The 22,872-nt window shown below is 73.2% G+C and carries 20 protein-coding genes; 6 read left to right on the top strand and 14 right to left on the bottom strand.

Translation table 11 applies throughout. The annotated features are described in order from the left end of the window. From ACIRYZ_RS03765 to ACIRYZ_RS03720, 10 genes are all read right to left on the bottom strand, one after another. Window positions 1-798 carry an inositol monophosphatase family protein gene (locus ACIRYZ_RS03765; protein WP_402939529.1) on the bottom strand — a complete coding sequence of 266 codons (798 nt, stop codon included), beginning with the start codon at window positions 796-798 and terminating at the stop codon, window positions 1-3. A 186-nt stretch (window positions 799-984) separates the two neighbouring features. Then, the gene (locus tag ACIRYZ_RS03760) at window positions 985-2,187 is read right to left on the bottom strand and encodes a type III PLP-dependent enzyme (protein ID WP_402939048.1); all 1,203 of its coding nucleotides are present in this window, start codon (window positions 2,185-2,187) and stop codon (window positions 985-987) included. Next, on the bottom strand, window positions 2,184-3,896 hold the full coding sequence (locus tag ACIRYZ_RS03755; protein ID WP_402939527.1) for an IucA/IucC family protein: 1,713 nt from the start codon (window positions 3,894-3,896) through the stop codon (window positions 2,184-2,186). The genes ACIRYZ_RS03760 and ACIRYZ_RS03755 overlap by 4 nt, the downstream gene beginning before the upstream one ends. A gap of 77 nt (window positions 3,897-3,973) precedes the next feature. Next, window positions 3,974-5,158, bottom strand: coding sequence for an MFS transporter (locus ACIRYZ_RS03750; protein WP_402939045.1), 1,185 nt, complete (start codon window positions 5,156-5,158; stop codon window positions 3,974-3,976). Then, window positions 5,155-6,927, bottom strand: coding sequence for an IucA/IucC family protein (locus ACIRYZ_RS03745; protein ID WP_402939043.1), 1,773 nt, complete (start codon window positions 6,925-6,927; stop codon window positions 5,155-5,157). Before ACIRYZ_RS03745 ends, ACIRYZ_RS03750 begins: the two co-directional genes overlap by 4 nt. Further along, window positions 6,924-8,123, bottom strand: a complete 1,200-nt coding sequence (locus tag ACIRYZ_RS03740; protein WP_402939040.1) for an acetyl-CoA carboxylase biotin carboxylase subunit family protein — start codon at window positions 8,121-8,123, stop codon at window positions 6,924-6,926. The genes ACIRYZ_RS03745 and ACIRYZ_RS03740 overlap by 4 nt, the downstream gene beginning before the upstream one ends. 122 nt (window positions 8,124-8,245) lie before the next feature. Then, window positions 8,246-9,238 carry an ABC transporter substrate-binding protein gene (locus ACIRYZ_RS03735; RefSeq protein ID WP_402939037.1) on the bottom strand — a complete coding sequence of 331 codons (993 nt, stop codon included), beginning with the start codon at window positions 9,236-9,238 and terminating at the stop codon, window positions 8,246-8,248. 90 nt (window positions 9,239-9,328) lie between these two features. After that, the gene (locus tag ACIRYZ_RS03730) at window positions 9,329-10,228 is read right to left on the bottom strand and encodes an ABC transporter ATP-binding protein (RefSeq protein WP_402939034.1); all 900 of its coding nucleotides are present in this window, start codon (window positions 10,226-10,228) and stop codon (window positions 9,329-9,331) included. Next, window positions 10,228-11,241 (bottom strand): FecCD family ABC transporter permease, encoded by a 1,014-nt coding sequence (locus ACIRYZ_RS03725; RefSeq protein WP_402939524.1) that lies wholly within the window; start codon window positions 11,239-11,241, stop codon window positions 10,228-10,230. Before ACIRYZ_RS03725 ends, ACIRYZ_RS03730 begins: the two co-directional genes overlap by 1 nt. Before the next feature lie 17 nt (window positions 11,242-11,258). Then, the gene (locus ACIRYZ_RS03720; RefSeq protein ID WP_402939521.1) at window positions 11,259-12,224 is read right to left on the bottom strand and encodes a FecCD family ABC transporter permease; all 966 of its coding nucleotides are present in this window, start codon (window positions 12,222-12,224) and stop codon (window positions 11,259-11,261) included. Window positions 12,225-12,456: 232 nt separating this feature from the next. On the opposite strand from ACIRYZ_RS03720, the gene ACIRYZ_RS03715 reads away from it, so the two are divergent. Further along, window positions 12,457-13,320 carry a (2Fe-2S)-binding protein gene (locus tag ACIRYZ_RS03715; RefSeq protein ID WP_402939032.1) on the top strand — a complete coding sequence of 288 codons (864 nt, stop codon included), beginning with the start codon at window positions 12,457-12,459 and terminating at the stop codon, window positions 13,318-13,320. 36 nt (window positions 13,321-13,356) lie between these two features. Here the strand turns inward: ACIRYZ_RS03715 and ACIRYZ_RS03710 are convergent, their stop codons facing one another. Continuing rightward, complete coding sequence (locus ACIRYZ_RS03710; protein ID WP_402939029.1) at window positions 13,357-13,665, bottom strand: DUF6191 domain-containing protein; 309 nt, start codon at window positions 13,663-13,665, stop codon at window positions 13,357-13,359. Window positions 13,666-13,797: 132 nt separating this feature from the next. Here ACIRYZ_RS03710 and ACIRYZ_RS03705 point away from each other — a divergent pair, with 132 nt between their 5' ends. From ACIRYZ_RS03705 to ACIRYZ_RS03690, 4 genes are all read left to right on the top strand, one after another. After that, entirely contained in the window at window positions 13,798-14,556 is a 759-nt protein-coding gene (locus ACIRYZ_RS03705) for a dienelactone hydrolase family protein (protein ID WP_402939027.1), read from the top strand. 135 nt (window positions 14,557-14,691) lie between these two features. Further along, a complete protein-coding gene (locus ACIRYZ_RS03700; RefSeq protein ID WP_402939025.1) occupies window positions 14,692-15,606 on the top strand; it encodes an alpha/beta fold hydrolase in 915 nt (304 codons plus the stop codon). A gap of 120 nt (window positions 15,607-15,726) precedes the next feature. Continuing rightward, window positions 15,727-17,706, top strand: a complete 1,980-nt coding sequence (locus ACIRYZ_RS03695; RefSeq protein WP_402939022.1) for a serine/threonine-protein kinase — start codon at window positions 15,727-15,729, stop codon at window positions 17,704-17,706. A 625-nt stretch (window positions 17,707-18,331) separates the two neighbouring features. Continuing rightward, on the top strand, window positions 18,332-19,930 hold the full coding sequence (locus ACIRYZ_RS03690) for a M4 family metallopeptidase (protein ID WP_402939519.1): 1,599 nt from the start codon (window positions 18,332-18,334) through the stop codon (window positions 19,928-19,930). A 184-nt stretch (window positions 19,931-20,114) separates the two neighbouring features. Here the strand turns inward: ACIRYZ_RS03690 and ACIRYZ_RS03685 are convergent, their stop codons facing one another. Next, window positions 20,115-20,507 carry a VOC family protein gene (locus ACIRYZ_RS03685; protein WP_402939020.1) on the bottom strand — a complete coding sequence of 131 codons (393 nt, stop codon included), beginning with the start codon at window positions 20,505-20,507 and terminating at the stop codon, window positions 20,115-20,117. A 70-nt stretch (window positions 20,508-20,577) separates the two neighbouring features. Beyond that, on the bottom strand, window positions 20,578-20,982 hold the full coding sequence (locus tag ACIRYZ_RS03680; protein WP_402939019.1) for a winged helix-turn-helix transcriptional regulator: 405 nt from the start codon (window positions 20,980-20,982) through the stop codon (window positions 20,578-20,580). Window positions 20,983-21,105: 123 nt separating this feature from the next. Between ACIRYZ_RS03680 and ACIRYZ_RS03675 the strand changes: the two genes are divergently transcribed. Beyond that, window positions 21,106-21,771, top strand: coding sequence for an NADPH-dependent F420 reductase (locus tag ACIRYZ_RS03675; RefSeq protein ID WP_402939016.1), 666 nt, complete (start codon window positions 21,106-21,108; stop codon window positions 21,769-21,771). A gap of 111 nt (window positions 21,772-21,882) precedes the next feature. On the opposite strand, the gene ACIRYZ_RS03670 is transcribed toward ACIRYZ_RS03675, so the two are convergent. After that, entirely contained in the window at window positions 21,883-22,848 is a 966-nt protein-coding gene (locus ACIRYZ_RS03670; protein ID WP_402939013.1) for an ABC transporter substrate-binding protein, read from the bottom strand. Window positions 22,849-22,872 lie beyond the last annotated feature (24 nt).

Raw genomic sequence — 22,872 nt, 5'->3', positions numbered from 1 at the left:
TCAGTCGCTCAGCAGGATGCCGCGGGTGAGTTCCCAGGTGTGGGGATCGGCGGCGACCAGGAGGCCGTCCTCGCAGCCGGGGGCCTCGGGGCGGTAGGGGCTGCCGTCCAGGCGGGCGGCGACGCCGCCCGCCTCGGTGAGCAGCAGGGAGCCAGGGGCGTGGTCCCAGGGGAGGGTGCGCCAGTAGAAGATGAAGTCGAACCGGCCCTCGGCGACGTCCGGGTACTCGACCCCGGCGGCGCTCCGGCCGGGGGAGATCTCGCCGAAGGCCGAGCAGTTGGCTTCCAGGTGGCGGCGCTGCTCCGGAGCGAGGAAGCGGCTCTTCAGGACACCGGTCAGCTCGGCGGCGCCGGCCGGTGCCGGTGTGCGGGTCAGGCGTTCGCCGTCGCGCCAGGCGCCGGCGCCGAGTTCGGCGCGGTAGGCGGTGGCGGTGGCGGGCTGCCAGATCCAGGAGGCGACGGTCCGGCCGGAGCGGACGAGGGAGCACATCACGGCGTAGTCGGGGCGGCCGGCGACGAAGTTGGAGGTGCCGTCCACCGGGTCCACCAGCCAGACGGCGGGCTCGTCGTGGATGGCCTGGGCGAGCGAGGGGTCGGCGGCGACCGCCTCCTCGCCGACGACCGGGACGGGGAGCAGCTCGGTCAGACGACGGGCGATGATCGCCTCGGCCTCGCGGTCGGCGATCGTGACGACCTCGCCGGGAGCCTTCTCCATCACCTCGCCGGCGGCCAGTGCCCGGAAGCGCGGCTCCACCGCCTCGGCCGACGCCTCGGCGAGTATCTCCGCCACCTTGTCCATCAGCACGTTCGCGCTCCCTTCGCTGTCTACCACTGTCGCACGAGTGCGCGGAGGGGATTGCGGCGGACGGGGGCGGCGAACAGCTGACAGATGACAGATATTGAAATCTGTCATCTGAACTCTGTCAGCTGTCAGCCGTCAGCTGTCGGACGTCACTCTCGGCGGTCAGCGGTCGCCCGCGCGCCGTCACGCGCCAAGGTAGTGGAACCCCGGGCGCGGGTGCATCAGGAACTCGTGGTGCGAGATGTTCCACGCGTACGCGCCCGCCATCGCGAACAGCACCCGGTCCGCCGCCCGCAGGCCGTCCGCGCCGCTCGCCGCCCGGGCGAGGACGTCCTTCGGGGTGCAGAGCTGCCCGGCCAGGGTCGCCCGCCCGGTGGTGACGGCGGGGCGCGGCCAGGGGTGCGGCCAGCCGTCCACCGGGAGCACCACGAAGGGCTGGGAGTGTCCGCGGGTGGCGGGGGTGCGCAGGTGGTGGGTGCCGCCGCGGACCACCGCGAAGTCCTCGCCGTGGCTCTGCTTCACGTCCAGCACCTCGGTCGCGTACCAGCCGCAGTAGGCGGTCAGCGCCCGGCCCGGCTCTATCCGCAGGGTGAGCCCGGGGTGGGCGTCGAGCAGCTTGGCCAGGCCCTCGCCGAAGGCCGTCCAGTCGAAGCGCTGCGTCGGGTCGTCGTAGTCCACTGCCATTCCGCCGCCGATGTTGACCTCGGCCAGCGGGAAGCCGTGCCGCTCGGCGAGTTCGGCCGACCAGGCGACGATCTGCTCGGCGACCGACAGCTGCTCCGCCGCCGCCAGCCCGCTGGCCAGATGGGCGTGCACCCCGCGCAGGCGCAGCCGACGTCCGAGCGGTCCGCCGCCGGTGAGCAGCCGGACGCACTCCTCCGCCCGGTCCGGGTCGAGCCCGAACGGCGTCGGGCGTCCGCCCATCGCGAGCGGCACCGCGTCCAGGGCGTCGGTGACCACCGGCAGGTTGACCCGGAGCAGCACGTCCACGACCGTCTCCGGCCGGTCGGCGAGCACGGCGGCGAGCCGGTGCAGCTCCTGCTCGCTCTCGACGTGCCAGCGGTGCACCCCGGCGCCGACGGCGGCGGCGATCTCGTCCGGGGTCTTGCCGGGCCCGCCGAAGGCCAGCGGCGCGTCCGGCACGGCGGCCCGCACGTGCGCCAACTCCCCGCCGCTGGAGACCTCGTAGCCGTCGACGGCGTCGCGCAGCGCGGTCAGTAGCGGCGCCTCCGGATTGGCCTTGGCCGCGTAGTACAGCTCGACCCGCGCGGGCAGCGCGGCCCGGACGGCGGCGGCGTGCGCGCGCAGCGCGGCCAGGTCGTAGACGTAAGCGGGCAGCCGGTCGGCCGCGAGGGAGGCGACGTGGCCGTGGACGGTGCTGCTCATCGGAGGGTGCTCCCGGCGGGAAGGTGGGCGGTCATGCGGGCGGCCTCGGCGAGCACCGAGCCGGCCAGCGGGGAGGGCAGCCGGACGTACCCGGCCTCGCGGTCGGCCTTGCGCTCCCAGCGGGTCAGCAGGTTGGCCTTGGCGGGCAGCGGGACGCCGGCCAGCAGGGCCCGCAGCCGGGGCGGGCGGCCGTGCGCGGCGGCGTACTCCTCCAGGGTGTCCCGGACGGCCTGCCAGAGCGCGCCCTCCAGCTCGGGGTGCCGGTCGGCGAGGGCGGCGAGCAGTTCGGCGACGTGGTTGACCAGCAGGCAGTAGACCACCCGGTCCCAGCCGCGCTCGGCGTCGTACGTCATCGGGCCGGCCACCTCGGGCGGGAGGGCGGCCAGGATGTCGGCGTTGTGCTCGGGCACCAGCTTCGTCCCCTCCAGGTCGCGGAAGAGCACCTGGGCCGGGCGGCCGTCGGCGTCGACGCCGATCAGCACGTTCTGCAGGTGCGGCTCCAGCACCACGCCGTGGTCGAAGTAGGCGGCCAGCACCGGGGGGAGGAGCAGACGCAGGTAGGCGCGCCACCAGTCGAGGGCGGCCGCGCCGTCCGAACCGTCGCCCAGCAGCCGGGAGATGTGCGCCGAGCCGGTCGGGTGCTCGTCCGCGACGGCGGCGGCGAGCAGCGGGGTGACGCCGGGCCGCAGCAGGCCGCCGAAGCCCTCGCGCAGGATCAGGCCGAAGCCCTCGTACAGTGCCCGGTCGGGGCGGCCGTCGGCGCCCGGCAGGGCGAGGGTGCGGAAGGCGGGCTCGCGCAGCATCGCCGCGTCGGGAAAGCTCCGGGCGAGGTCGGTGAGCGCGGGGGCCAGCAGTCGGGTGAGCGCGACGGCGCCGGTGAGCTCGTAAGCGGCGTTCTTGCGCAGGCAGTTGGTGATGCGGACGTTGAGGCTGAACTTGAGGAAGGCGTCCGCGCCGTGCAGGGTGCGCACCGAGGCGGTGGCGGCGAAGCGCTCGCCGCGCGGGCCGAGGTCCAGGACGTCGCCGCGGGCCATGGCCGCGCGCAACAGCGGGTGGTCGCCTATGAGTTGGTACTGCCAGGGGTGGGCGGGCAGCAGCCGGTAGCCGTCCGGGACGTCACCGAGGCCGTCCAGCCGGGCGCTCGCGTCCTCGTCCAGGGACTCCTCCGCGAGCAACTCGGCGCGGACGGCGAGGTGGCGCAGCTGGAACTCCGCGCGGGACTCGGGCGCGTACCGGTTCCAGTCGCCCCGGGCGGCGGAGCGGGACTTGGGGGCCGGGTGGAAGCGGTGGCCGAAGAGCAGGGCCTGCTCGGACTCCAGGTAGCGGTCGTCCCCGGCGGCCGGGCGCCCGTCCAGGCCCTGGCGCACGCCGTGGTGGCTGGACGCCACCTGGTCGAGGAACTCCTCGTTCACCGTGCCGGTGCGCAGCTCCAGCTCGTCCTGGGCGTACTCGGCCAGCTCGCGCCAGCCCAACTCCCGCCAGCCGTCCGCGACTTCCTCGAAGACCGGCCCGGCGAAGCGGTGCGCGCCGAGCAGGGAGGTGCGGCGCAGGGCGACTCGCAGCAGGGTGCCGCGGCGGGGCAGGCGCAGCAGTAGGTGTCCCTCGTCGACGGCGGTCTGGTGCTCGGGCGCGGAGACCTCGCGCAGCAGGCAGTTGAGCAGGGTGTGGACCACTGCCTCCTCGGCGGTGGGGAGCGCGGTGGGAAGCATGGTGGGAGGAGTGGCCGGTCGGGCGGTGGGGAGGCCGGTCGTGGCGGCGGCCGACTGCGGGTGGGCCGTACGGGCGGTCATCGGGGGCTCCTACGGGTCAGGAGGGCGAGCAGGGCGGCGGTCAGTGCGGCGGCGGTGCCGGTGACGACGGGGGCGGCCGGTCCGCCGCTGCCGTTGGCCAGCGCGGCGGCGAGTCCGGCGGCGACGGCACCGCACTTGGAGACGGTCTCGCGGGTGCCGAACATCCGGCCCGGTGCGCGGCCCCGGGCGGCTTCGGCGGCGAGGACGGCGAGGCAGACCAGGCCGAAGGTCATGCCGAGCCCGAGCACCGCCCGGGTCAGGGCGAAGGTGAGCAGCGAGTGGGCCGGGGCGTGTCCGGCCAGCCCGAGGGCGACCAGGGCGAAGCCCACCGCCAGCCCGGTACGGGGCCGCGCCTCGACGGCGGCGTGCACCCGTCCGGCGGCGACCAGGTAGACCAGGTGCGGCAGCGCGAACAGGAAGCCCGCGACCGTGCCGTTGACGCCCGGCAGCCGCTGCTGCACCAGGGTGATCAGGTAGGGGAAGGAGATGATGGTGGCGAAGACGAAGGCGAACTCGAAGGTGTAGAGCAGCTTGAGCGAGCCCGGCGGGGCGGCCTGGCTCGCGTCCCCGACCGCCCGGACGGCGCGGGGGCGGGCCGGCTCGGGCAGGAAGCCGAGCAGGACGGCGGCGGTCATCGGCAGCAGTGCCATCAGCAGGTACTGCCGGTGCGGGTCGATCCACGGCGAGAGCGCGCCGACCAGGATCGGCGCCGCGACCAGGGCGGCCCGGGCGCTGCCCTGCATCAGGGTCAGCGCCTTGGACAGCTGGGAACCGTCCAGGGCCGAGGCGAGGTAGCCGTTGGTGGCGGAGAAGGTGCCGCCGAGGAATCCCTGGAGCACCAGCGCGATGGTGAACGCGGGCAGGCTGTCGGCCGCCCCCGCGAGCAGGAAGGAGACGGTGAGGCCGAGTTGGGCGCGCAGCAGCAGCCGCTTCTGGCCGAAGCGGTCGGCCAGTCGGCCCCACAGCGGCGCGCCGAGGGCGGTGAAGACGGTCGGCACGATGTAGAGCAGGCCCGCCCACCGGCCGTCCTGGTCGCCGAGGCCCGGGAGGATCTCGGCGAGGAAGGGCGGCAGGCCGAGGGCGGCGAAGGAGGCGACGAAGTAGCAGGCCGCGACGGCGTGAACCTGGCGCCGGTCCAGTCCGACCGCCCCGGCCGGCCGCGCCAGCGGTTCGACGGTCATCGTGAACCGTCCCTCGGCAGCAGGTAGTTGGGGCCGTCTGTGTAGTGCTTGTTGATGTCGGCGGCGCCGCTGCGCTCCTTGCTGAGCAGGGTGCCGGCGCTCACCATGGCCTTGACGGGCAGCCGTTCGGCGTCCAGCAGCTCGGTGCGCAGCGGTCGCCCGGCGGGGCCGAGGCGGTCGACCGCCTCGCCGAGGAGGTCGCGCAGGAGCTGCAGGCTCAGCTCCAGCGGTACCCGGTCGTGCGCGGCGAGGCCGAACGCGAGCGAGGCGGCGCACAGGTGGCCGGTGATCGTGGTGAACAGGTCGGTGAGCGCGCGGTCCTGCTCGCCGAGGATCCTCGGGTCACGGAACTCGGCGGCCAGCGGCGCGAGTTCGCCGATCCTGGCGGTGTTGATCCGGGGCCCGTCGTTGTCCTTGTAGAGCAGTCGCAGGCCGGTGTCGTCCAGGACGAGCGAGGTGTTCTGCTGGTGCGACTCCAGGGCGATGCCGTGGCCGAACAGGGCGGTCTGCCAGTCGACCAGCAGGCGCAGCAGCTCCTCGTACAGGGCGGGGACGGAGCCGCCGTGGAAGCGGTCGGCCAGGTGGTCGATGACCAGCCGTCCGTCGGGGGCCTCGGCGAGCAGGGCGGCCAGCGGCACGGTGACGGCGTCGTCGAGGCCGACCGGGTAGCGGCGCAGCAGTACGGCCAGCAGTTCGTCGTCGGCGTGCGCGTAGCACTGCTCGTCGACGTGCAGCACCCGCCCGGCGAAGCGCGGCTCGCGGGCGATCACGGCCTCCACCAGGCGCTGTCCGACCGCCCCGTTGACGAGGGCGACCGGCTTGATGGTGCGCCGGTTGCGCAGGCCCAGGGTCGCCGTGGCCAGCGGGAGTTTGAGGTGGCAGGTCGGGTCCTGGGCGACGGCGACGGTGCGCATGGACAGCGTCGGCAGCACGGTGAGGTACGGGTCCGGGGTGAGCACCGCGCCAGGCGCGATCCGCTCGAAGTCCTCGCCCGCGGTGAGCGGGTGGACCGGGACGGTGAGGAACTTGCCCGGGACGCCCAGCTGTTCGGCGCTCGGCCACCAGGCGGGCAGCGGCCCGTCGCCGCGTGCGGTCAGCCGCTCGGCCGGGACGGCGAGCCAGCGAAGTTCGAAGCTCGGGTGGAACTCCGGTGCGTAGGAGCGAAGTTGCGGCTCGGTCAGACCGGAGCGGCCGCGGGCGGTCGGGTAGACCGGGTGGTCGAGGAAGGCGGCGAGGGCCTCGAAGCCGAGCGAGGCACGCGGGCCCGTCCAGTCGGCCGTGTCCTTGCCGTAGCGCTCGGCGAGTGCGGCGTGCACCCCGGGGCGGACCTGGTCGTGCAGCCGCATGGTGGCCAGGGTCTGGCGGCACTCCTCGGCGAAGGCCAGGTGGCCGGGCCGGTCCAGCGGATCGGCGCGGTCGGCCAGGTGGGCGAGGATGGCGGGCAGCTCGGTGAGCCGGACGCCGTCCGCCTCCAACTCCGGCAGCCGGGCCGCGTGGTCGCCCTGGAAGCCCTCGGGGGCGACCGGCAGGGCGAGCGTCGCGTTGCGCAGCCAGGGCCCGTCGGCCCGCTGTTCCAGGACGCCGTCCGAGCGCAGGCCGAGCACGTCCTCGCGCAGCAGGGCGGACAGCACGCGCAGGGTCAGCCGGTCGGCGGAGGTTCCGCCGAGGGGCGTGCTGGTGTCGGCGGGTGTGCGGCCGGCGGGCGCGGTGTGGGCGGGTGCGGTGTGGGCGGGCGCTGGGCGGGCGGGCGTCCTGTCGGCTGGAGTCATGAGGCGATCTCCCAGCGGTTGGCGGTGATGAACTCCGCCACGGCGGTGTCCACCGCGTCCTGGTCCGGACCGACCGCCCAGACGATCCCCAGGTAGTCGCGGTTGGTGCGGTAGAGCTCGTGCCGGGCACCGAGTTCGCGCACCGGGCGGTAGGAGAGCGTGACCCCGTCGGCCCGCCGCTCGAACAGCGGCTCCGGCGCGACGGTCAGGGTGCCGGCCCGGTCCGCGCAGACACGTTCGTGGCGGGCCCGCCGGCCGGTGCGCGCGCCGAGGTCGGTGGGCAGGTCCTCGCCGAGGTGGGCGCGCAGCACCAGCTCGAAGTACGGGAGGTCGAGGATCTCGGCGAGCATCAGGTCGCACTGGTCGCCGATGGCACGGTAGTTGACCTCGATGAGGCGGGCGCGGCCGTCCGGCTGGAGGACGAACTCGGTGTGGCAGGCGCCGAGTCCGACGCCGAGGGCGTCGAGCTGGGCGAGCACCTGGTCGACCACGGATCGGGGGTGCGCCGGGGTGAAGGTCAGCACCTCCTCGATGAAGTCCGGCGGCGGGGAGAGCCGGGTGCGGAAGCCGCCGAGGACGTGGCGGGCGCGGCCGTCGCCGAGGGTCTCCAGGGTGCACAGCTCGCCGGCCAGGAACTCCTCGACCACCAGCGTGGCGCCCGGGCGGCGCCGCCGGATCTCCTTGACCCGCAGGGCGAGTTCGTCGGTGTCGGCGACCAGCGTGACGTCCTCGCTGGCGACGCCCTCGCGGGGCTTGAGGATGCAGGGGAACGGTGGGGTGAGCCCGGCCGGGTCCTGGCCGGGCGCCAGCTCGGCGGACCAGACCCGGTCCAGGCCGGTCTCGGCGAGGTGGCGGCGCAGCTCGCCCTTGTTCTTGGCCCGCAGCGCGGCCTTCCAGGCCTTGGCGGGCAGGTCGAAGTAGTCGGCGACCAGGGCGGTCTGGGTCTGCAGGTGGTCGCTGTTGCTGAACACCACGTCGGGCGCGTGGTGTTGGGATATCGCCCCGATCACCTCGCGGAAGTCCTGGACGTCGCACTCCAGCAACTCGTACGGGAACCCGGCTTCGGTGTAGGCGCGTTGGTGGTCCTCGACGTGGTCGGTGAGGACGGTGACGTCGAGGCCGAGCCGGGCGGCGGCGGGCAGGAAGCCGTGGGTGACCGAGTCGGTGGGGTTGAGGGCGAGCAGGTAGAGCCGCATGGGGTTGTCCTTGGGGGCGTGGTGACGGACGGAGGACGGCGAACGGATGACGGATGACAGATGTTGAAATCTGTTATCTGTTCGCCGTCATCTGTCATCTGTCATCAGTGATCTGTCGGCGGTTACTTGGGTGCGTCCACGCCCGCCGCCTTGGCGATGTCCACGAGCATCGCGTCCGCGGCCTGGACACCGATGCCGGACATCCAGGTCTCGTCCGGAACGTTGAAGACCTTGCCGTTCTTGACGGCGTTCAGGCCCTGCCAGACCGGGGTCTGCTGGACCTCGCTCTCCTTGGTCTTGGTCGGGTCGTCCGCGGTGGTGACGAACACCAGGTCGGCGTCGGCCTGGCTGATCTGCTCGGCGCTGACCTCGATGATGTTCTTGTCCACGTCCTGCGAGGCCGGGCGGGCCAGGCCCACGTCCTTGAGCACCACACCGCTGTACGAGGCCTTGGCGTACAGGCGGGTCGGGCCGGCTACGAAGCGGACCACCGAGGCGGTCGGCATCGTCCCGTTGTACTTCGCCTTGATCGCCTCGCCCAGCTTGTGCGCCCGCTCCTCGTAGTCGGCCAGCGCCTTCTTCGCCTCGTCCTCCTTGCCGAGCGCCTGGGCGTACAGCGCCAGGTTCTCCTTCCACGGGAACCCGGTGGTCTCGGCCAGCACGGTCGGCGCGATCGCGTTCAGCTGGTCGTACACCTTGGCGTGGCGGACCTTGGAGGACAGGATCAGGTCGGGCTTGAGGGAGGCGATCAGTTCGAGGTTCGGCTCGTTCATCGGGCCGACGTCCTTGGTGTCCTTGATCTTGTCCTTGAGGTAGTTCGGGAACCCGCCCTCGGTCTTCATGTGCGGGGACACCGCGCCAACCGGCGTGATGCCGAGCAGCGTGACGTCGTCCAGCTCGCCACTGTCCAGCACCACGACGCGCTTGGGCTGCGACTTGATCTCGGCGGTTCCGGCGGCGTGCTTGACGCTGCGCGGGAACCCGGCGGCGGTGCCGGCCGAGGCGGAGGACGCGGGGTCGCCGGACTTGGTGGCGTCCCCGTTGCTGCCGCAGGCGGCGAGGAGCGTGGCGGACAGCGTGACGGCGAGGACGGCGACGGGGAGTCGGCGGTTCATCGGGGATTCCTTGGATCGGGTCGAGCAGGGGGACGGGGACGGGAGTTCGGGGCTGGGGGTTCGGGAGTGGGAAGTTCGGGGGCGGGAAGTTCAGGCGGAGGCGGCGACGGCCCGCCTCCGGGCCCGTGGCACGACCAGCGGAGTGCCGGTCTCCGGGTCGGGCACGACCAGGCACGGCACCCCGAACACCGCCTCCACAAGTTCGGCCGTCAGCACCTCGGCGGGCGGACCGGCCGCGGCGAGCCGCCCGTCCTTGAGCACCACCAGGTGGTCGGCGTACCGGGCGGCCTGCCCGAGGTCGTGCAGCACCATGACCACGGTGCGCCCGGCCTCGGCGTGGAGGTCGGCGACCAGGTCGAGCACGTCGAGCTGGTGCCGCAGGTCGAGGAAGGTGGTCGGCTCGTCGAGCAGCAGCAGGTCGGTCTCCTGGGCGAGCGCCAGCGCGATCCACACCCGCTGGCGCTGCCCGCCGGAGAGCCGGTCGACCTGCCGGTCGCGCAGTTCGGCGGTGCCGGTGCGCTCCAGTGCGTCCTCGACCGCCGCCTGGTCGGCCTTGGACCACGGGCTGAGCATCCGCTGGTGCGGGTAGCGCCCGAGCCGCACCAGCGCCTCGACGGTGACCGCCTCGGGTGTGACCGGCTGCTGCGGCAGCAGGCCCATCCGCTTGGCGAGGGTCCGCGCGGGCATGCGGTGGATGTCGGCGCCGTCCAGGGTGACGGTGCCGGCGGCCGGGTCGAGCAACCGGACCAGTCCGCGCAGCAGGGTGGACTTGCCGCAGGCGTTCGGTCCGACGATCGCGGTGACGGCGCCGCCGGGCAGTTCGAGGTCGAGCCCGTCGACGATGGTCCGATCGCCGTAGCGCAGCCCGAGGCCGTGGGCGGCGAGCCGGTTGGCGCTGACCCGGGTGGCGCCGACCTGGCTGGCGGTGGCGGCCTGGTCGGTGGCGGCCGGGGTGGCGGTGGCGGCCTGGTCGGTGGCCGAGCTGGTCATCAGCTGCTCCTCTGGGGAAGCCGGCTCTGGCGGATCATCAGCACCAGGAGCCAGGGCGCGCCGAGGGTGGCGGTGACGGCACCGACCGGCAGGCCGTGGACGGGGATCACGTGCAGCACGAGGAGGTCGGCCGAGAGCAGCAGCACGGCGCCGGTGAGCGCGGTGAGGCCGAGCGTGCCGAGGGTGGGCGGTCCGGTGAGCAGCCGCACCAGGTGCGGGACGGCGAGTGCGACGAAGGCGACCGGTCCGGTGAGGGCGGCGGCCAGCGAGGCGAGCGTGATGGTGAGCAGCAGCAGCCAGAGCCGGTCCCGGGCGGGGTGGAGGCCGAGACCGCCGGCCGAGTCGTCGCCGAGGTCGAGGACGGAGACCCGCCGCTGGCAGAGCAGGACGGCCCCGGCGGTCAGCGCGATGGCGGTGCCTCCGATCCACACCTCGGTCCAGTTGCGTCCGTACAGCGAGCCGGTGGTCCACTGCATCGCGGAGGAGGCCAGCTCGGCCGGGAACCGTACGATCATCAGGTTCACGGCGGCGGCCAGGCCCTGCTGTACCGCCAGGCCGACCAGCACCAGCCGGGTGACGGCCATCTTCGAGCGCCAGGCGAAGCCGCCGAGCAGCAGCGCGGCGAGCAGTCCGCCGCCGACGGCGGCCAGTGGGATCAGCTGCTGCGAGGCGCCGGTGGCGAGCATCAGCACCGCGCCGAAGGAGGCGCCGCCGGTGATGCCGATGGTGTCGGGGGCGGCCAGCGGGTTGCGGAACAGCCGCTGCAGCATCGAGCCGGCCATCGCCAGGCCGGCGCCCGCGATCAGCGCGGACACCACGCGCGGCGCCCGGAACTGCTGCACCACCAGGACGTTCCCGGGCTCGCCCTGCCCGACCAGGGCGCGCAGCGCGTCCCAGACGGAGATGCTCACCTGACCGGTGCCGAGCGCGATGCCGGTGAGCAGCACCAGCAGGGCGACGGCCACCAGCGACCAGGCGGCGGTGCGGGCCCGGCGGCGCGCGATGGTGCCCATCGGAACGGCGAGCGTCGTCACTTGGCCACCTTCCGGGCCAGCACCGCGAGCAGCGGAGCGCCGAGGAAGGCGGTCACGATGCCGACCTCGATCTCGGAGGGCCGCACCACGAGCCGGCCGAGCACATCGGCGCTGAGCAGCAGCAGCGGACCGGCGATCAGACAGCCGGGCAGCAGCCAGCGGTGGTCGTTGCCGAGGAGCGGGCGGACCAGGTGCGGCGCGGCCAGTCCGATGAACGCCACCGGCCCGGCGACGGCGACCGCGCTGCCCGCGAGCAGCACGACGGCCAGTCCGCCCACCACCCGGATCCGGGCCACCGGCACGCCCAGCGACTGCGCGGTCTCGTCGCCCAGGGCCAGCGCGTTGAGCGCGGGCGAGACGGCGAAGGCGCCCAGCAGTCCGAGTGCCAGGAACGGCAGCACGGGGGTGAGGGTGTCCAGGTGCCGCCCGGCGATCGAGCCGGCCAGCCAGAACCGGGCTTCGTCCAGGGTGCGGTGACTGGCCAGCATCAGCGCGGAGGTCCAGGAGGTGAGCACCACGGTGAGCACGGTGCCGCCGAGTGCGAGCCGAACCGGGTCGAGGTCCCCGCCGCGCCGGGACATCGTGTACGCGGCGACGGCGGCGACCGCCGCCCCCGCGAAGGCGAACCAGACGTACTCGACCGGGCGGGAGAGGTCCAGCGTGTAGATCGCGGCGACCACGGCGAGGCTCGCGCCGGCGTTGATGCCGAGGGTGATCGGCGAGGCCAGCGGGTTGCGGGTGACGCCTTGGGCGACCGCCCCGGCGACGCCGAGCGCGGCCCCGACGGCCAGCCCGATGAGCGTGCGCGGGACGCGAAGGCCCGTCACCACATCGGCGTCACCGCCGTGGGCGGCGCCGGTGAGGGCGTCGACGACGGTCGACAGCGGGATGGATCGGGAGCCCAGCGTGAGGCTCAGGGCCGTGCACAGCACGAGCGCGCACACGCCGACGAGCAGCAGCAACGATCGCTGTGCCGCCGAGGAACGTGGCGTCGCCGGGGCCGGGGTGGCCGACGGGTCGGTTCTCAACACGAGTCGACATATTAGGTTAGGTTTACCTAACTTCGTCAAGGTCGAGTCGCCCGCTCAGGTGGACCGCTCGACCGTGACGTGAGGTGGTCGGGCGGGTCTACTGAGGCATTGTAAGGTGAGGCTCACCTTAATCGATCTTTCGAAGTCGATCTCGGGAGTGCCGATGGTCCCCGGAACACCCCTGCCCGTACTCGCCCAAGCGCGGCCGTCCGCCCTGGTCGGCGACTACGAGCGGCTGCGCGAGCTCTGCCCGGTGCTGGAGCTGCGCCTGCTCGACCCCGTCGAGCCCGACCCCTCGGCCGCCGACGGCTGGTACTCCGGGGCCCAACTAGCCACCGACGAAAGGGCGCTGGCCGCCGTCCTGGCCGGAGCGGAGGACCGCATCGCCGCCGAGCACGGCCGCGCCCCCCGCCCGCACGTCACCGCCTCCCGGCTGCTCCACCACTACGTCTGGTCGGCCTGCCTGCTCATCGCCGGCCCCTGGCACCTCGCCCGGCGGGTCCCCGCCGTCGATCCCGCCGACCTCTGGCTGCACGCCCCCACCGGCCGGCTCGCACTGCGCCCGGGCGGACATGCAGCCCTCGCCGGCGACCTCCACGGAGACCTCCCCGGCGACGATGAACTGCGCGCCGAACTGCGGGCCGCCGTGGTCGCCCACCTCGAACCGGTGCTCGCCGCCTTCGCCCGACCGACCCGGCGTCGCGACCGCGCCCTCTGGGGCATGGTCACCGACGACCTCGCCTCGGCCGTCTGGTACCTCGGCCGGATGCTCGGCGCCCGCGACGCGACCGTCGGGGACGCGACCGTGGAGGACGACGCCGTCGCCGCCGCCGGGGCCCTGCTGCCCGGCGGCACCCTGCCGCTCCCGGGCGCCGCCGACTTCCGTCGGCTGCGCACCCCCGACGGCCGCGAACACCACACCCGTACCCGGCTCGGCTGCTGCCTCTACTACGCGGTCAAGCCCGAGGCCGTCGCCTGCCTGACCTGCCCGCGCACCAGCGACGAGGAGCGGCTACGCCGACTCTGACGGCCCGTCCGCGGGCCCGCCGCCAGGTGTGCGGTCCTACCGCCCGTCCCCTTCGTCGCCCCTGGCGCGAGGCAGCACCGCCACACCCCGCTCCAGGTCCACCCCGAAGTGCGGCGGCGCCCCCGCCTCCGCGTCGTCCCGGAGTGCCAGCTGCTCCCGCCGCTGCTCGATCTGTATCCGCTTGCCCGGGCTGAACAGCGCGTGCAGCTCCTCCAGGCCACCGCCGCCGCCCACTCCCACCCCGGGTGCGCGCGGTCGACGGCGTCGCGAGGACTCGCCCCGCATCTGACAGGCCGAGAGCACCGCCAGCCCGACCGCCACGGCCACCACGCACGCCACGCTCACGATCCACCCCATGCCCGGTCAACGCCGCACCGCCGTACGGGCGTTCCCGAGCGGCCGGCCGGGCGACGTCGGCCTCCCGAAGGGCGCACCGGATACGCTGCCCGCGAACCCTCAGGAGAGAGAGCCCTCACCATGACCGTGCGCGGAACCCTCGTGGACATCCCGACGGCGGACGGCACCGCGGACGCCTACCTCGCCCACCCCGACGACGACCGGCCCCACCCCGGAGTCCTGCTCTACATGGATGCCTTCGGGCTCCGCCCGCACCTGAAGGGCATGGCCGATCGGCTCGCCGCGGCCGGGTACACCGTCCTCGTCCCCAACGCCTTCTACCGCAACGGTTGCGCGCCACTGGTCGAGCTGCCGGAGCTGATCGACATCGAGAAGTGCGACGAGATCTTCGACCGGATCGTCCCGCTGCTGGCCACCCTCACCCCGGAGGCGACCGCCCGCGACGCCGACGCCTTCCTGCGCTGGTTCGCCGAGTCCCCGCTGGTCCAGGACGGCCCGATCGGCCTCACCGGCTACTGCCGGGGTGCCCTGCTGGCGCTGCGTACGGCCGCCAGCCACCCGGACCGGATCGCCGTCGCGGCCGGCTTCCACGGCGGCAACCTCGCCACCGAGCGCCCGGACAGCCCCCACCCGGGCGCCCACCGGATCACGGCCGAGCTGTACTTCGGCCACGCCGATCAGGACGAGTCGCTGCCGCCCGAGCAGATCTCCCGGCTCGACCAGGCCCTCACCGCGGCCGGGGTGCGCCACACGACGGAGGTCTACGTGGGCGCCCCGCACGGCTATACCCAGGCCGACACCACCCGCTACGACGCGGCCGCCGACGCCCGGCACTGGAAGGCGTTGCTCTCCCTGCTGAAGCGCACCCTGCCCGCCTGACGTCCGCCGGTTTGTTGGTCCTCCGTTTGCCCGCCGTCCAGACGAGGTTTGAACGCCGGTACCGTCGGGCAGCCAGCGTCGGATTCCCGCCATGATACGGCGGGAGCGACACCGACGGATCCAGGGGGACCGAACGTGCAGACCAAGTGGCAAGCGCCAGCCGGGCCGGGGGGCCTGCGGGACGTCCAGGAAGCCATCGCCCGGGCCATGGCCGAGCGCACCCCGGTCGAGCTGCGGCCGGGCGAACTCGACCGCGACGGGAGGGCGTTGCGCTGGGTGGAGGCCGGAACGGGCGCCGGCGCGCCGGTGGTGCTGATCGCCGGCTGCGGCACCTCCTCGCTCACCTGGGCCCCGGTGCTGCCCGAACTCGCCGAGCACGTCCGGGTCGTGGCGTACGACCGGCCCGGGCTCGGCGCCAGCGAGCCCGACCGTGCCCACGGCCTGACCCTGGAGGCGCAGACCGGGGACCTGGCCGCCCTGGTGCGGCACCTGGACGCCGGCCCGGCCGTGCTGGTCGGGCACAGCTGGGGCGGTCAGCTGGCCCAACTCCTCGCCTGGCAGCGGCCGGAGCTGGTGGCGGGCCTGGTGCTGGTGGACCCGGCCCACGAGGAGTTCCGGCCGCCGGCCATCTGCGCCGCCGAGGTGGTGCTGAACCGGCTCTGGCTGCTCCGGATGGCGCTCACCCCCGCCGGGCCGGGCGGCGAGGACGCGCTCGCCCGGGCCGAGGCGGCCGTCGTCGCCCACCCGCACCAGCGGCGCACCGTCCTCGCCGAGAACCGGCTGACCGGTGTCGCCGTCCCCGAACTGCGCCGACGGCGCTCCGCCGGACGGCTGCCGGAGGTGCCGGTGGCCGTGCTGAGTGCGACCGAGGGACTGCCGCGCGCCCTGCGCGCCCGCTGGACCGCCATGCAGTCCCGGATCGCGGCCGATGCGGTCCGGGGCAACCACATCGTGGTGCGCGGCGCCGGGCACGCCGTCCACGCCGACAAGCCGCATGCCGTCAACGCGGCCGTCCTGGAGGTGTCCGACCACGCCCGAAACGTCCGGTAGGCCTGAGAGAAGTGCCCAATCTTCTTACGTGCAGCGCCTGCTGGGCTCGCGGCACACTCTGGCACACTGTGTGCCGACGACCCGTCGGGGCGGGTCACGACACCTGGGGGGACAGGGCCGATGATTAGCGCGGGCACCGTGCTCGGCGGTCGGTACACGCTGGTCGAAAAGCTCGGCGGCGGGGGCATGGGCGCGGTCTGGCGGGCCGACGACCAGGTACTCGCACGGCAGGTCGCGATCAAGATCCTGCGCGCCGATCTGTTCGAGGACGGCACCGCCGTCCAACGCTTCCGCCGGGAGGCCCAGCTGGTCGCCGCGATCGACCACCCGGGCATCGTGGACGTCCACGACTACGGGGAGAGCGACGGGGACGGCAACGAGCGCTGCGCCTACATCGTGATGGACCTGATCGAGGGCCGTCCGCTCAACCAGGCGCTCACGGAGAGCGGGCCGATGAGCGCCGAGCGCGCCCTCGGCCTGCTCGCCGACGCCCTGGACGCGCTGCATGCCGCCCACCGGCGGGGGATCGTGCACCGGGACATCAAGCCCTCCAACCTGATGCTGCGCGACGACGACCGGGTCGTGATCACCGACTTCGGCATCGCCCGAGCGATCGCCAGCACCAAGCTCACCGCCCCGTACGCGATCATCGGCACGGCGGCCTACATGTCCCCCGAACAGGCGGCGTCGGCCGGCACCGGGCCGGCCTCGGACCTCTACTCGATCGGCGTGGTCTGCTACGAGCTGCTGGTCGGTCAGGTGCCGTACCTGGGCGAGGGGCCGCTGCAGGTCGCGCTCAAGCACGTCAACCAGCCGGTGCCCGAGCTTCCGGAGACCTTCCCGTCGGCCGTGCGGGAGCTGGTCGCCACCGCGCTGGCCAAGAACCCCGAGGACCGGTACGCGAGCGCCGCGGAGATGGCGGCCGCGGCCCGGGCGGCGATCGGCGCACCTGCGGCGCCGTGGAAGGCGGCGGACAGCGGGACGATCGACCTGCGGGCGGCGCCGGTCGGGGCTGCGGTGGCCGGGGCCGGGGTCGCCGGGGCGGACCAGGTGGTGAAGGTCGATCCGCAGGCGGAGACCGAACCGGGCAAGCGCCGCTCGCGGCGGACCCTGCTGGTGCCGATCATCATCCCGATCGTCATCTCGATGGGTACGGCGACCGCCCTGCTGATCGACCGCAGCCCCGGCGCCTCCGACACGGCCGTGCCGCCCGCCGCCCAGCCGACCGTGGTGGTGACCGTCCCGGCGGCCCAGACCACCACGTCTCCCGCGGTCGCCACCACCGCGCCCGTCACCCCGCAGCCGACCGACACCCCGTCGGCCGCCCCGGCCGCCGACCAGCCGCCGCCCGGCGGACAGCCGAACGTTCCCGTCCCGGCCCAGGCCCAGGGCGGGAACGGCGGCGCGGTGAGCGGGGGAGGGGGCGTCCAGCCGGGCCGGAGCGGTGGCGGGGGCGTCAACTCCGCTGCCGGCGGCTCCAACTCCGGTTACAACTCCGGCTCCAACTCCAATTCCGGCGGCGGTTCGGCCTCCGGCGGCTCCTCGGGCGGCCAGGTCAACCCGCCCGCCGGCTCCGGCAGTGGAGGAGGCAGCGGGGGAGGCCCGGCCAACCCGCCCGCCGATCCCAAGCCGCAACCGCCGAGCCAGACCACCAGCGGCGGTAATCCGCCCGCCCCGCAGGCTCCGACCCGGCCCGCGTCCTGCGGCGGCAGTGACTGGAGCACCATCGTCAGCGCCAGGGAGGGCCGCCCGATCGGGCTGCGCAACGACAACCTGAGCGGCGACAACCCGATCGTGCTCGGCGGCGCCGCACAGTACGGCTGGGTGCGCTCCACCGACCCCGGCGCCTGGATCGTGTTCAACGCCTGCAACAACGGCGGCCCGATGCTCGTCCAGACCATGGACGGCAAGGTGGTGCTGAACAACGGGTTCAGCTTCCTCACCAGGTGGACGGTCCGCAACGGCAGTTCAGCGGGCTCGTACACCTTGGGCGACTACCAGAACCAGTCCTGCATGACCAACAACGGCCCGGGCAACGAGATCACCATGGTCACCTGCACACCCGGCAACCCGGCGCAGGAGTGGCGGTTCCAGCAGTGACGCAGGACCGCGCCGTCATGCGCCAACTGCGTTACACCGTACGGTAGTCGGGCGATTACTCGGCCGCCGTCCGAGGGGTGGGGCCCGCGATACCCCTGGTAGCAGACGCCCGCCCGGCGGGACAAGGGGCGCCGGTGGCGAGACCTCGCCACCCGATGGTCAAGGATATGTATGGAAACATCTACACACTTGTAAAAGTCGACCGGTTGATGATCGAAGATGATCACTTGGCTCGCGTTTGACGATCGGTTGGCCTTCGGTGCAGGCGGTCGGCCGTTGTTCGGGTCGGAACCCATCATTCAGTGGGGTGAATTGCCCCGATTTGACTGCCACTTGACCTGCTTTACCAACTGGCGGGACCTGGCCAATAACTGAGGCAGACCTGTCATTTCACCTGCTGGATTGTCATGCTTCTGGTCATCCCTCAGCGGTAGCCCCCACCCCCACCCCTCGGTGGCGAGCCGCTCGACCGCACGGGGATTCAGCACGTCAGCGCCCGTTCCGCCCCACAGGTGCCGACCCCGGCCCCCGGGACGCGGTGCGACCGCGCCCACACGCGGTTTCCCGGAAGGACTCGTACGTGAAGCGAAAGCTCGCAGCTGTCGCCGTTCTGTCGGCCACGGCCATGTTGACCGGTGTGATCCAGGTGAGCACCTCCGTCGCCGAGGCGTCGCCGGCTGCTCCGTCGCTCCAGGCCCAGGCCGTCCAGCAGCACGCCGCCGTCCTCGCGGTGGCGAACGGCCAGTCCGGCCCGATCGCCAAGGCGCTCGCGCTCGGTGACCAGGAGAAGCTGGTCGCGAAGGACGCCGTCGTCGACAAGGACGGCACCCGGCACCTGCGCTTCGAGCGCACCTACGCCGGCCTTCCGGTGATCGGCGGCGACCTGGTCGTCCACCAGAAGGCCGACGGCGCCGTGAAGTCGGTGAACAAGGCGGTCTCCGCCCAGATCACGCTGCCGAGCCTGACCCCGCAGATCCCCGCGGACAAGGCCGCCGACCAGGCCACCGGCGCGGTCAAGGCCACCGTCGGCGTCACCGTCGACTCCGACGAGGCCCCGATCTCCGACGTCCACCAGACCGGCAAGCCCGAGCTGGTCGTCTGGGCCACCGACGGCAACCCGCGCCTGGCGTACCGGACCACGGTCGAGGGCATGCGCTCCGACGGCACCCCGAGCAGCCAGATCCTGATCACCGACGCCGCCAGCGGTCAGGTCCTCTCCACGCACGAGAAGATCGAGACCGCGGCCGGCACCGGCAACGGCGTCTTCGTCGGCCAGGTCCAGCTCAACACCAACCAGAACGGCTCGCAGTTCGAGCTCAAGGACGCCGGCCGCGGTGGCCAGTCCACCACCGATATGAGCAACGGGACCACGGGCAGCGGCTCGTTGTTCGCCAACACCAGCAACAGCTTCGGTGACGGCACCGCGGCCAACCGTGAATCCGCCGCTGTGGACGCCCAGTTCGGTGCCGCCACCACCTGGGACTTCTACAAGAACACCTTCAACCGCAACGGCATCCGCAACGACGGCGTCGGCGCCCTCAGCCGGGTGCACTACGGCTCCAACTACGTGAACGCGTTCTGGAGCGACGACTGTTTCTGCATGTCGTACGGTGACGGCAACGGCGACGCCGCCCCGCTGACCGAGATCGACGTGGCCGGCCACGAGATGACCCACGGCGTCACCGCCGCCACGGCCGCGCTCAACTACTCGGGTGAGTCCGGCGGCCTCAACGAGGCCACCTCGGACATCATGGGCACCATGGTCGAGTGGTACGCCAACCTGCCCTCGAACCCGCCGAACTACTGGATCGGCGAGCTGATCAACCTGCGCGGCGACGGCAGCCCGCTGCGCTACATGGACCAGCCGAGCAAGGACGGCCAGTCCGCCGACAGCTGGGACCCGAACGTCGGCAACCTGGACGTGCACTACTCGTCCGGTGTGGCGAACCACTTCTTCTACCTGCTGTCCGAGGGCAGCGGCGCGAAGACGATCAACGGGTTCAACTACAACAGCCCGACGGCGGACGGTTCGACGCTCGCGGGCATCGGCCGGGACAAGGCCGCGCAGATCTGGTACCGCGCACTGACCACGTACTTCACGTCCACCACGGACTACGCGGGCGCGCGTGCGGCGACCCTCAGCGCGGCCTCGGACCTGTACGGCGCGAACAGCACGGAGTACAACGCGGTCGCGGCCACCTGGACCGCGGTCAACGTCAACTAGCTCGGGCCTGAGCCGGGTCGGGCCTGAGTTGGGCAGGACCGGCCCGGGGTACGTCCGAGTGGCCCGGCCGCGGGTGGGTGCCCGCCGGCCGGGTTGACGACGGGGACGACGGTGTGCGGACCACCGTCGTCCCCGTCGTCGCGTCTGCAGGTGGTCCGTGTCGTGGTGCTCCGGTTCGCACGGCTCAGCCGAGGTCCTGGGCCACCTCCCACACGTGGCCGGCCGGGTCGGCGAAGGCCGCCGTCCGCCGGCCCCACGGCCGGTCCACCGGACCGTTCAGCAACGCGACGCCACGCTCGGCCAGTTGGGCGCAGACCGTGTCCACGTCCGGGACCCGGACGGTGAGCAGCGCCCGCACCCCCGTGGCGGGCGCCGCCACCGGCGCGGGCTTGACCAGCTCCGGCGCCTGCTCCGCCGCCAGCAGGTTCACCAGCAGGTTCCGCAGCCGGACGACCGCCGAGGCGTCGTCCTCGTAGACCACCGGGAGGCCGAAGACCTCCCGGTAGAAGGCCTTCGCGGCGGGGACGTCCGCCACGAAGAGGGTGATGACTTCCAGTTCGTCCAGTTCCGTGTCCATGGGGCCACCCTCCGGATCGTCGTGTGCGTAAGGCGAGGGTGGCATGCGTGACAGTCAGTCAGTCAGTGCGTCAGCTCCTTGTGCCGGTGTGCCGCTCCTGGGAGGCGAGGACGGCGTCGCCGTGGTCGGCGGCCCAGACGCCGAGGGCGCGGATCGGGCCGATCAGGGCGGCGCCCGCCTCGGTGAGCGAGTAGTCGACGCGGGGTGGGGCCTCCGCGTAACGGCGATGCTCCACCAGTCCGTTGTACTCCAAGCGGCGCAGCGTCTCGTTGAGCACCTTGGGGCTGATCCCGCCGATCCGGTCGAGCAGGGCCCGGGGGCGCATCGGCCCGCGCTCGCCGAGGACGTACACCACCACGCTGTCCCAGCGATTGGCGATCACCTCGAAGGCCAGCCGGGCTCGGCAGTCCGCGGCGAACACGCCGCCGCCGAGGTCGTCGACCGTCCCGTCCCCGGTGTCCCCTTCGCTCCTCATGTGCTCATCCTGCCGGACCCGTTGCGTACCGGGCGGTGTGCATCGGCCCGGCTAGCGTCCGGGGCACGGCGGTACGCGGAGGGCGGCCGCCGGTGACGGGCAGGACGACACGAGGAGTGGACCATGCGGATCGGCATTCTCGGTACGGGCGCCATGGCGACGGCGCTGGGCGGGGCCTGGGTGCGGGCCGGACACGAGGTTCTGGTGGGCGGGCGGGACGAGGCCGCGGCTCGGCAGGTCGCTGCGTCGATCGGGGCGTCGGGCGGTGGCGGGCCGGCGGAGGCGGCGCGGTTCGGGCAGGCCGTGCTGGTCGCGGTGCCGGCGGAGGCGGCGCTGTCGTCGGTCGCGCCGCTGGCGGGCGAACTGGCCGGACGGACCCTGCTGGACTGCACGGTGCCGATGGCCCCCGGAGCGCACGGGCCGGCGCTGACCACGGCGGGGGCCGGTGACTCGGTGGCCCGGCGGCTGGCCGCGGTGGCGCCGGACGCCCGGGTGGCCAAGGTGTTCGGGATCTGCCACGAGAGCATCTGGACGATGCCGCGGCCGGGCTTCGAGGGTGCGCCGCTCGGCGTTCCGTACTGCGCGGACGGTCCGGAGGCCGGTGCGGTGGTGGCCGGGCTGGTGGTCTCGATGGGGTGTACACCGGTGGACTGCGGCGGGTTGGACCGGGCCGGACTGCTGGAGGCAGCGGCCGTGTTCGCGGTCGGCGTCTGGTGGTCCGGCGGTGAGGCGCGGCACGTCTTCCCGTCGCCGGCCCTGGCGCCGGGGGCGCAGGACGATGTCGAGTAGGGGCGGGCAGGTGGGCGGCGGCGCGCGGTTGGCGGCGAACAATCGACAGCGAACAGCGAACAGCTAACAGATGACAGATTTCATCATCTGTCATCTGTCATCTGTTAGCTGTCACGCCAGATCCCCCCGCATCTGGTCCAGGATCAGCCCCGCCCCCGTGTACCCGATTCCGAGCATCCACAGGTTGTCGTCCACCCGGAACACCCGGCCGTTGCGCACGGCGTCCAGGTTCTTCCACAACGCACCCTCGGTGATCTTGGCCTGGTCGGACCTGGCCGCGTCCCCGTACACCGAGTAGAAGATGACGTCGGCCGCCGCCTGGTCCACCTGCTCGGGGCTGATCTCCAGGGAGAAGCCGGACTTGTCCTGGTTGGCCGGGCGGCCCAGCCCGAGATCCTTGAACAGCGAGCCGACGAAGGTGTCGTTGAGGTAGAGCCGGGTGGGCGCACCGGCCAGGAAGCGGGCCATCTCGACCCGGATGGCCGCCGCCTTGGCCGGTCCGCCGAGCGCGGTGACCAGGTCCCGCAGCTTGGACCGGTAGGCGGCGTCCGCCGCCTCGGCCTCCGGTTGGCGGCCCGTCGCCTCGGCGTGCAGCCTGGCGTTCTCCTTCCAGGTCGGCCCGGTGGTCTTGGACAGCACGGTCGGCGCGATCTTGGACAGTTGCTCGTACCGCTTGTCGTCGCGGACCTGGTTGCTGAGGATGAGGTCCGGCCGCAGCGCGGCGATCGCCTCCAGGTTGGGCTGGCCGATCGTGCCGACCGCCTTTGTGCCGGCCAGCCGTTCGGCGGGCAGATAGGCCGGGAAGTGCGCGCCCTCGCTGACCGTGGTGGCGCCGACCGGGCTGAGCCCGAGGGTGACCAGCGAGTCCAGCGCGTCGGTGTCCAGTGCCACCACCCGGCTCGCCCGGGCCGGTACGGTGCTCTCCCCGCGTGCGTGCTTGACGGTCCGGGTGCCGCCCGAGGCGGACGAGCCGTCGCCCGGTGCGGGGGAGCCGGACCCGCAGGCGACGAGCGCCAGGCCCGGGGCGAGTCCGACGGCGAGGCCGAGTGCGGCGCGGCGGCTGAGGGGGCGGGTCATCGGCGGCTCCTCCGGCGGACGGGC

Origin of the sequence: Kitasatospora sp. NPDC101155 (assembly GCF_044768305.1) — a bacterium.
Lineage (GTDB): Bacteria > Actinomycetota > Actinomycetes > Streptomycetales > Streptomycetaceae > Kitasatospora.
Note: the sequence above shows the minus strand (reverse complement) of the source record. Positions and strands in the feature narration are given on the sequence as shown.

Excerpts from the sequence above, each read along its gene's own strand:
- ACIRYZ_RS03765 (WP_402939529.1), bottom strand. The coding sequence starts at position 798 with ATGGACAAGGTGGCGGAGATACTCGCCGAGGCGTCGGCCGAGGCGGTG.
- ACIRYZ_RS03760 (WP_402939048.1), bottom strand. The coding sequence starts at position 2,187 with ATGAGCAGCACCGTCCACGGCCACGTCGCCTCCCTCGCGGCCGACCGG.
- ACIRYZ_RS03755 (WP_402939527.1), bottom strand. The coding sequence starts at position 3,896 with ATGCTTCCCACCGCGCTCCCCACCGCCGAGGAGGCAGTGGTCCACACC.
- ACIRYZ_RS03750 (WP_402939045.1), bottom strand. The coding sequence starts at position 5,158 with ATGACCGTCGAACCGCTGGCGCGGCCGGCCGGGGCGGTCGGACTGGAC.
- ACIRYZ_RS03745 (WP_402939043.1), bottom strand. The coding sequence starts at position 6,927 with ATGACTCCAGCCGACAGGACGCCCGCCCGCCCAGCGCCCGCCCACACC.
- ACIRYZ_RS03740 (WP_402939040.1), bottom strand. The coding sequence starts at position 8,123 with ATGCGGCTCTACCTGCTCGCCCTCAACCCCACCGACTCGGTCACCCAC.
- ACIRYZ_RS03735 (WP_402939037.1), bottom strand. The coding sequence starts at position 9,238 with ATGAACCGCCGACTCCCCGTCGCCGTCCTCGCCGTCACGCTGTCCGCC.
- ACIRYZ_RS03730 (WP_402939034.1), bottom strand. The coding sequence starts at position 10,228 with ATGACCAGCTCGGCCACCGACCAGGCCGCCACCGCCACCCCGGCCGCC.
- ACIRYZ_RS03725 (WP_402939524.1), bottom strand. The coding sequence starts at position 11,241 with ATGGGCACCATCGCGCGCCGCCGGGCCCGCACCGCCGCCTGGTCGCTG.
- ACIRYZ_RS03715 (WP_402939032.1), top strand. The coding sequence starts at position 12,457 with ATGGTCCCCGGAACACCCCTGCCCGTACTCGCCCAAGCGCGGCCGTCC.
- ACIRYZ_RS03705 (WP_402939027.1), top strand. The coding sequence starts at position 13,798 with ATGACCGTGCGCGGAACCCTCGTGGACATCCCGACGGCGGACGGCACC.
- ACIRYZ_RS03695 (WP_402939022.1), top strand. The coding sequence starts at position 15,727 with ATGATTAGCGCGGGCACCGTGCTCGGCGGTCGGTACACGCTGGTCGAA.
- ACIRYZ_RS03690 (WP_402939519.1), top strand. The coding sequence starts at position 18,332 with ATGTTGACCGGTGTGATCCAGGTGAGCACCTCCGTCGCCGAGGCGTCG.
- ACIRYZ_RS03685 (WP_402939020.1), bottom strand. The coding sequence starts at position 20,507 with ATGGACACGGAACTGGACGAACTGGAAGTCATCACCCTCTTCGTGGCG.
- ACIRYZ_RS03680 (WP_402939019.1), bottom strand. The coding sequence starts at position 20,982 with ATGAGGAGCGAAGGGGACACCGGGGACGGGACGGTCGACGACCTCGGC.
- ACIRYZ_RS03675 (WP_402939016.1), top strand. The coding sequence starts at position 21,106 with ATGCGGATCGGCATTCTCGGTACGGGCGCCATGGCGACGGCGCTGGGC.
- ACIRYZ_RS03670 (WP_402939013.1), bottom strand. The coding sequence starts at position 22,848 with ATGACCCGCCCCCTCAGCCGCCGCGCCGCACTCGGCCTCGCCGTCGGA.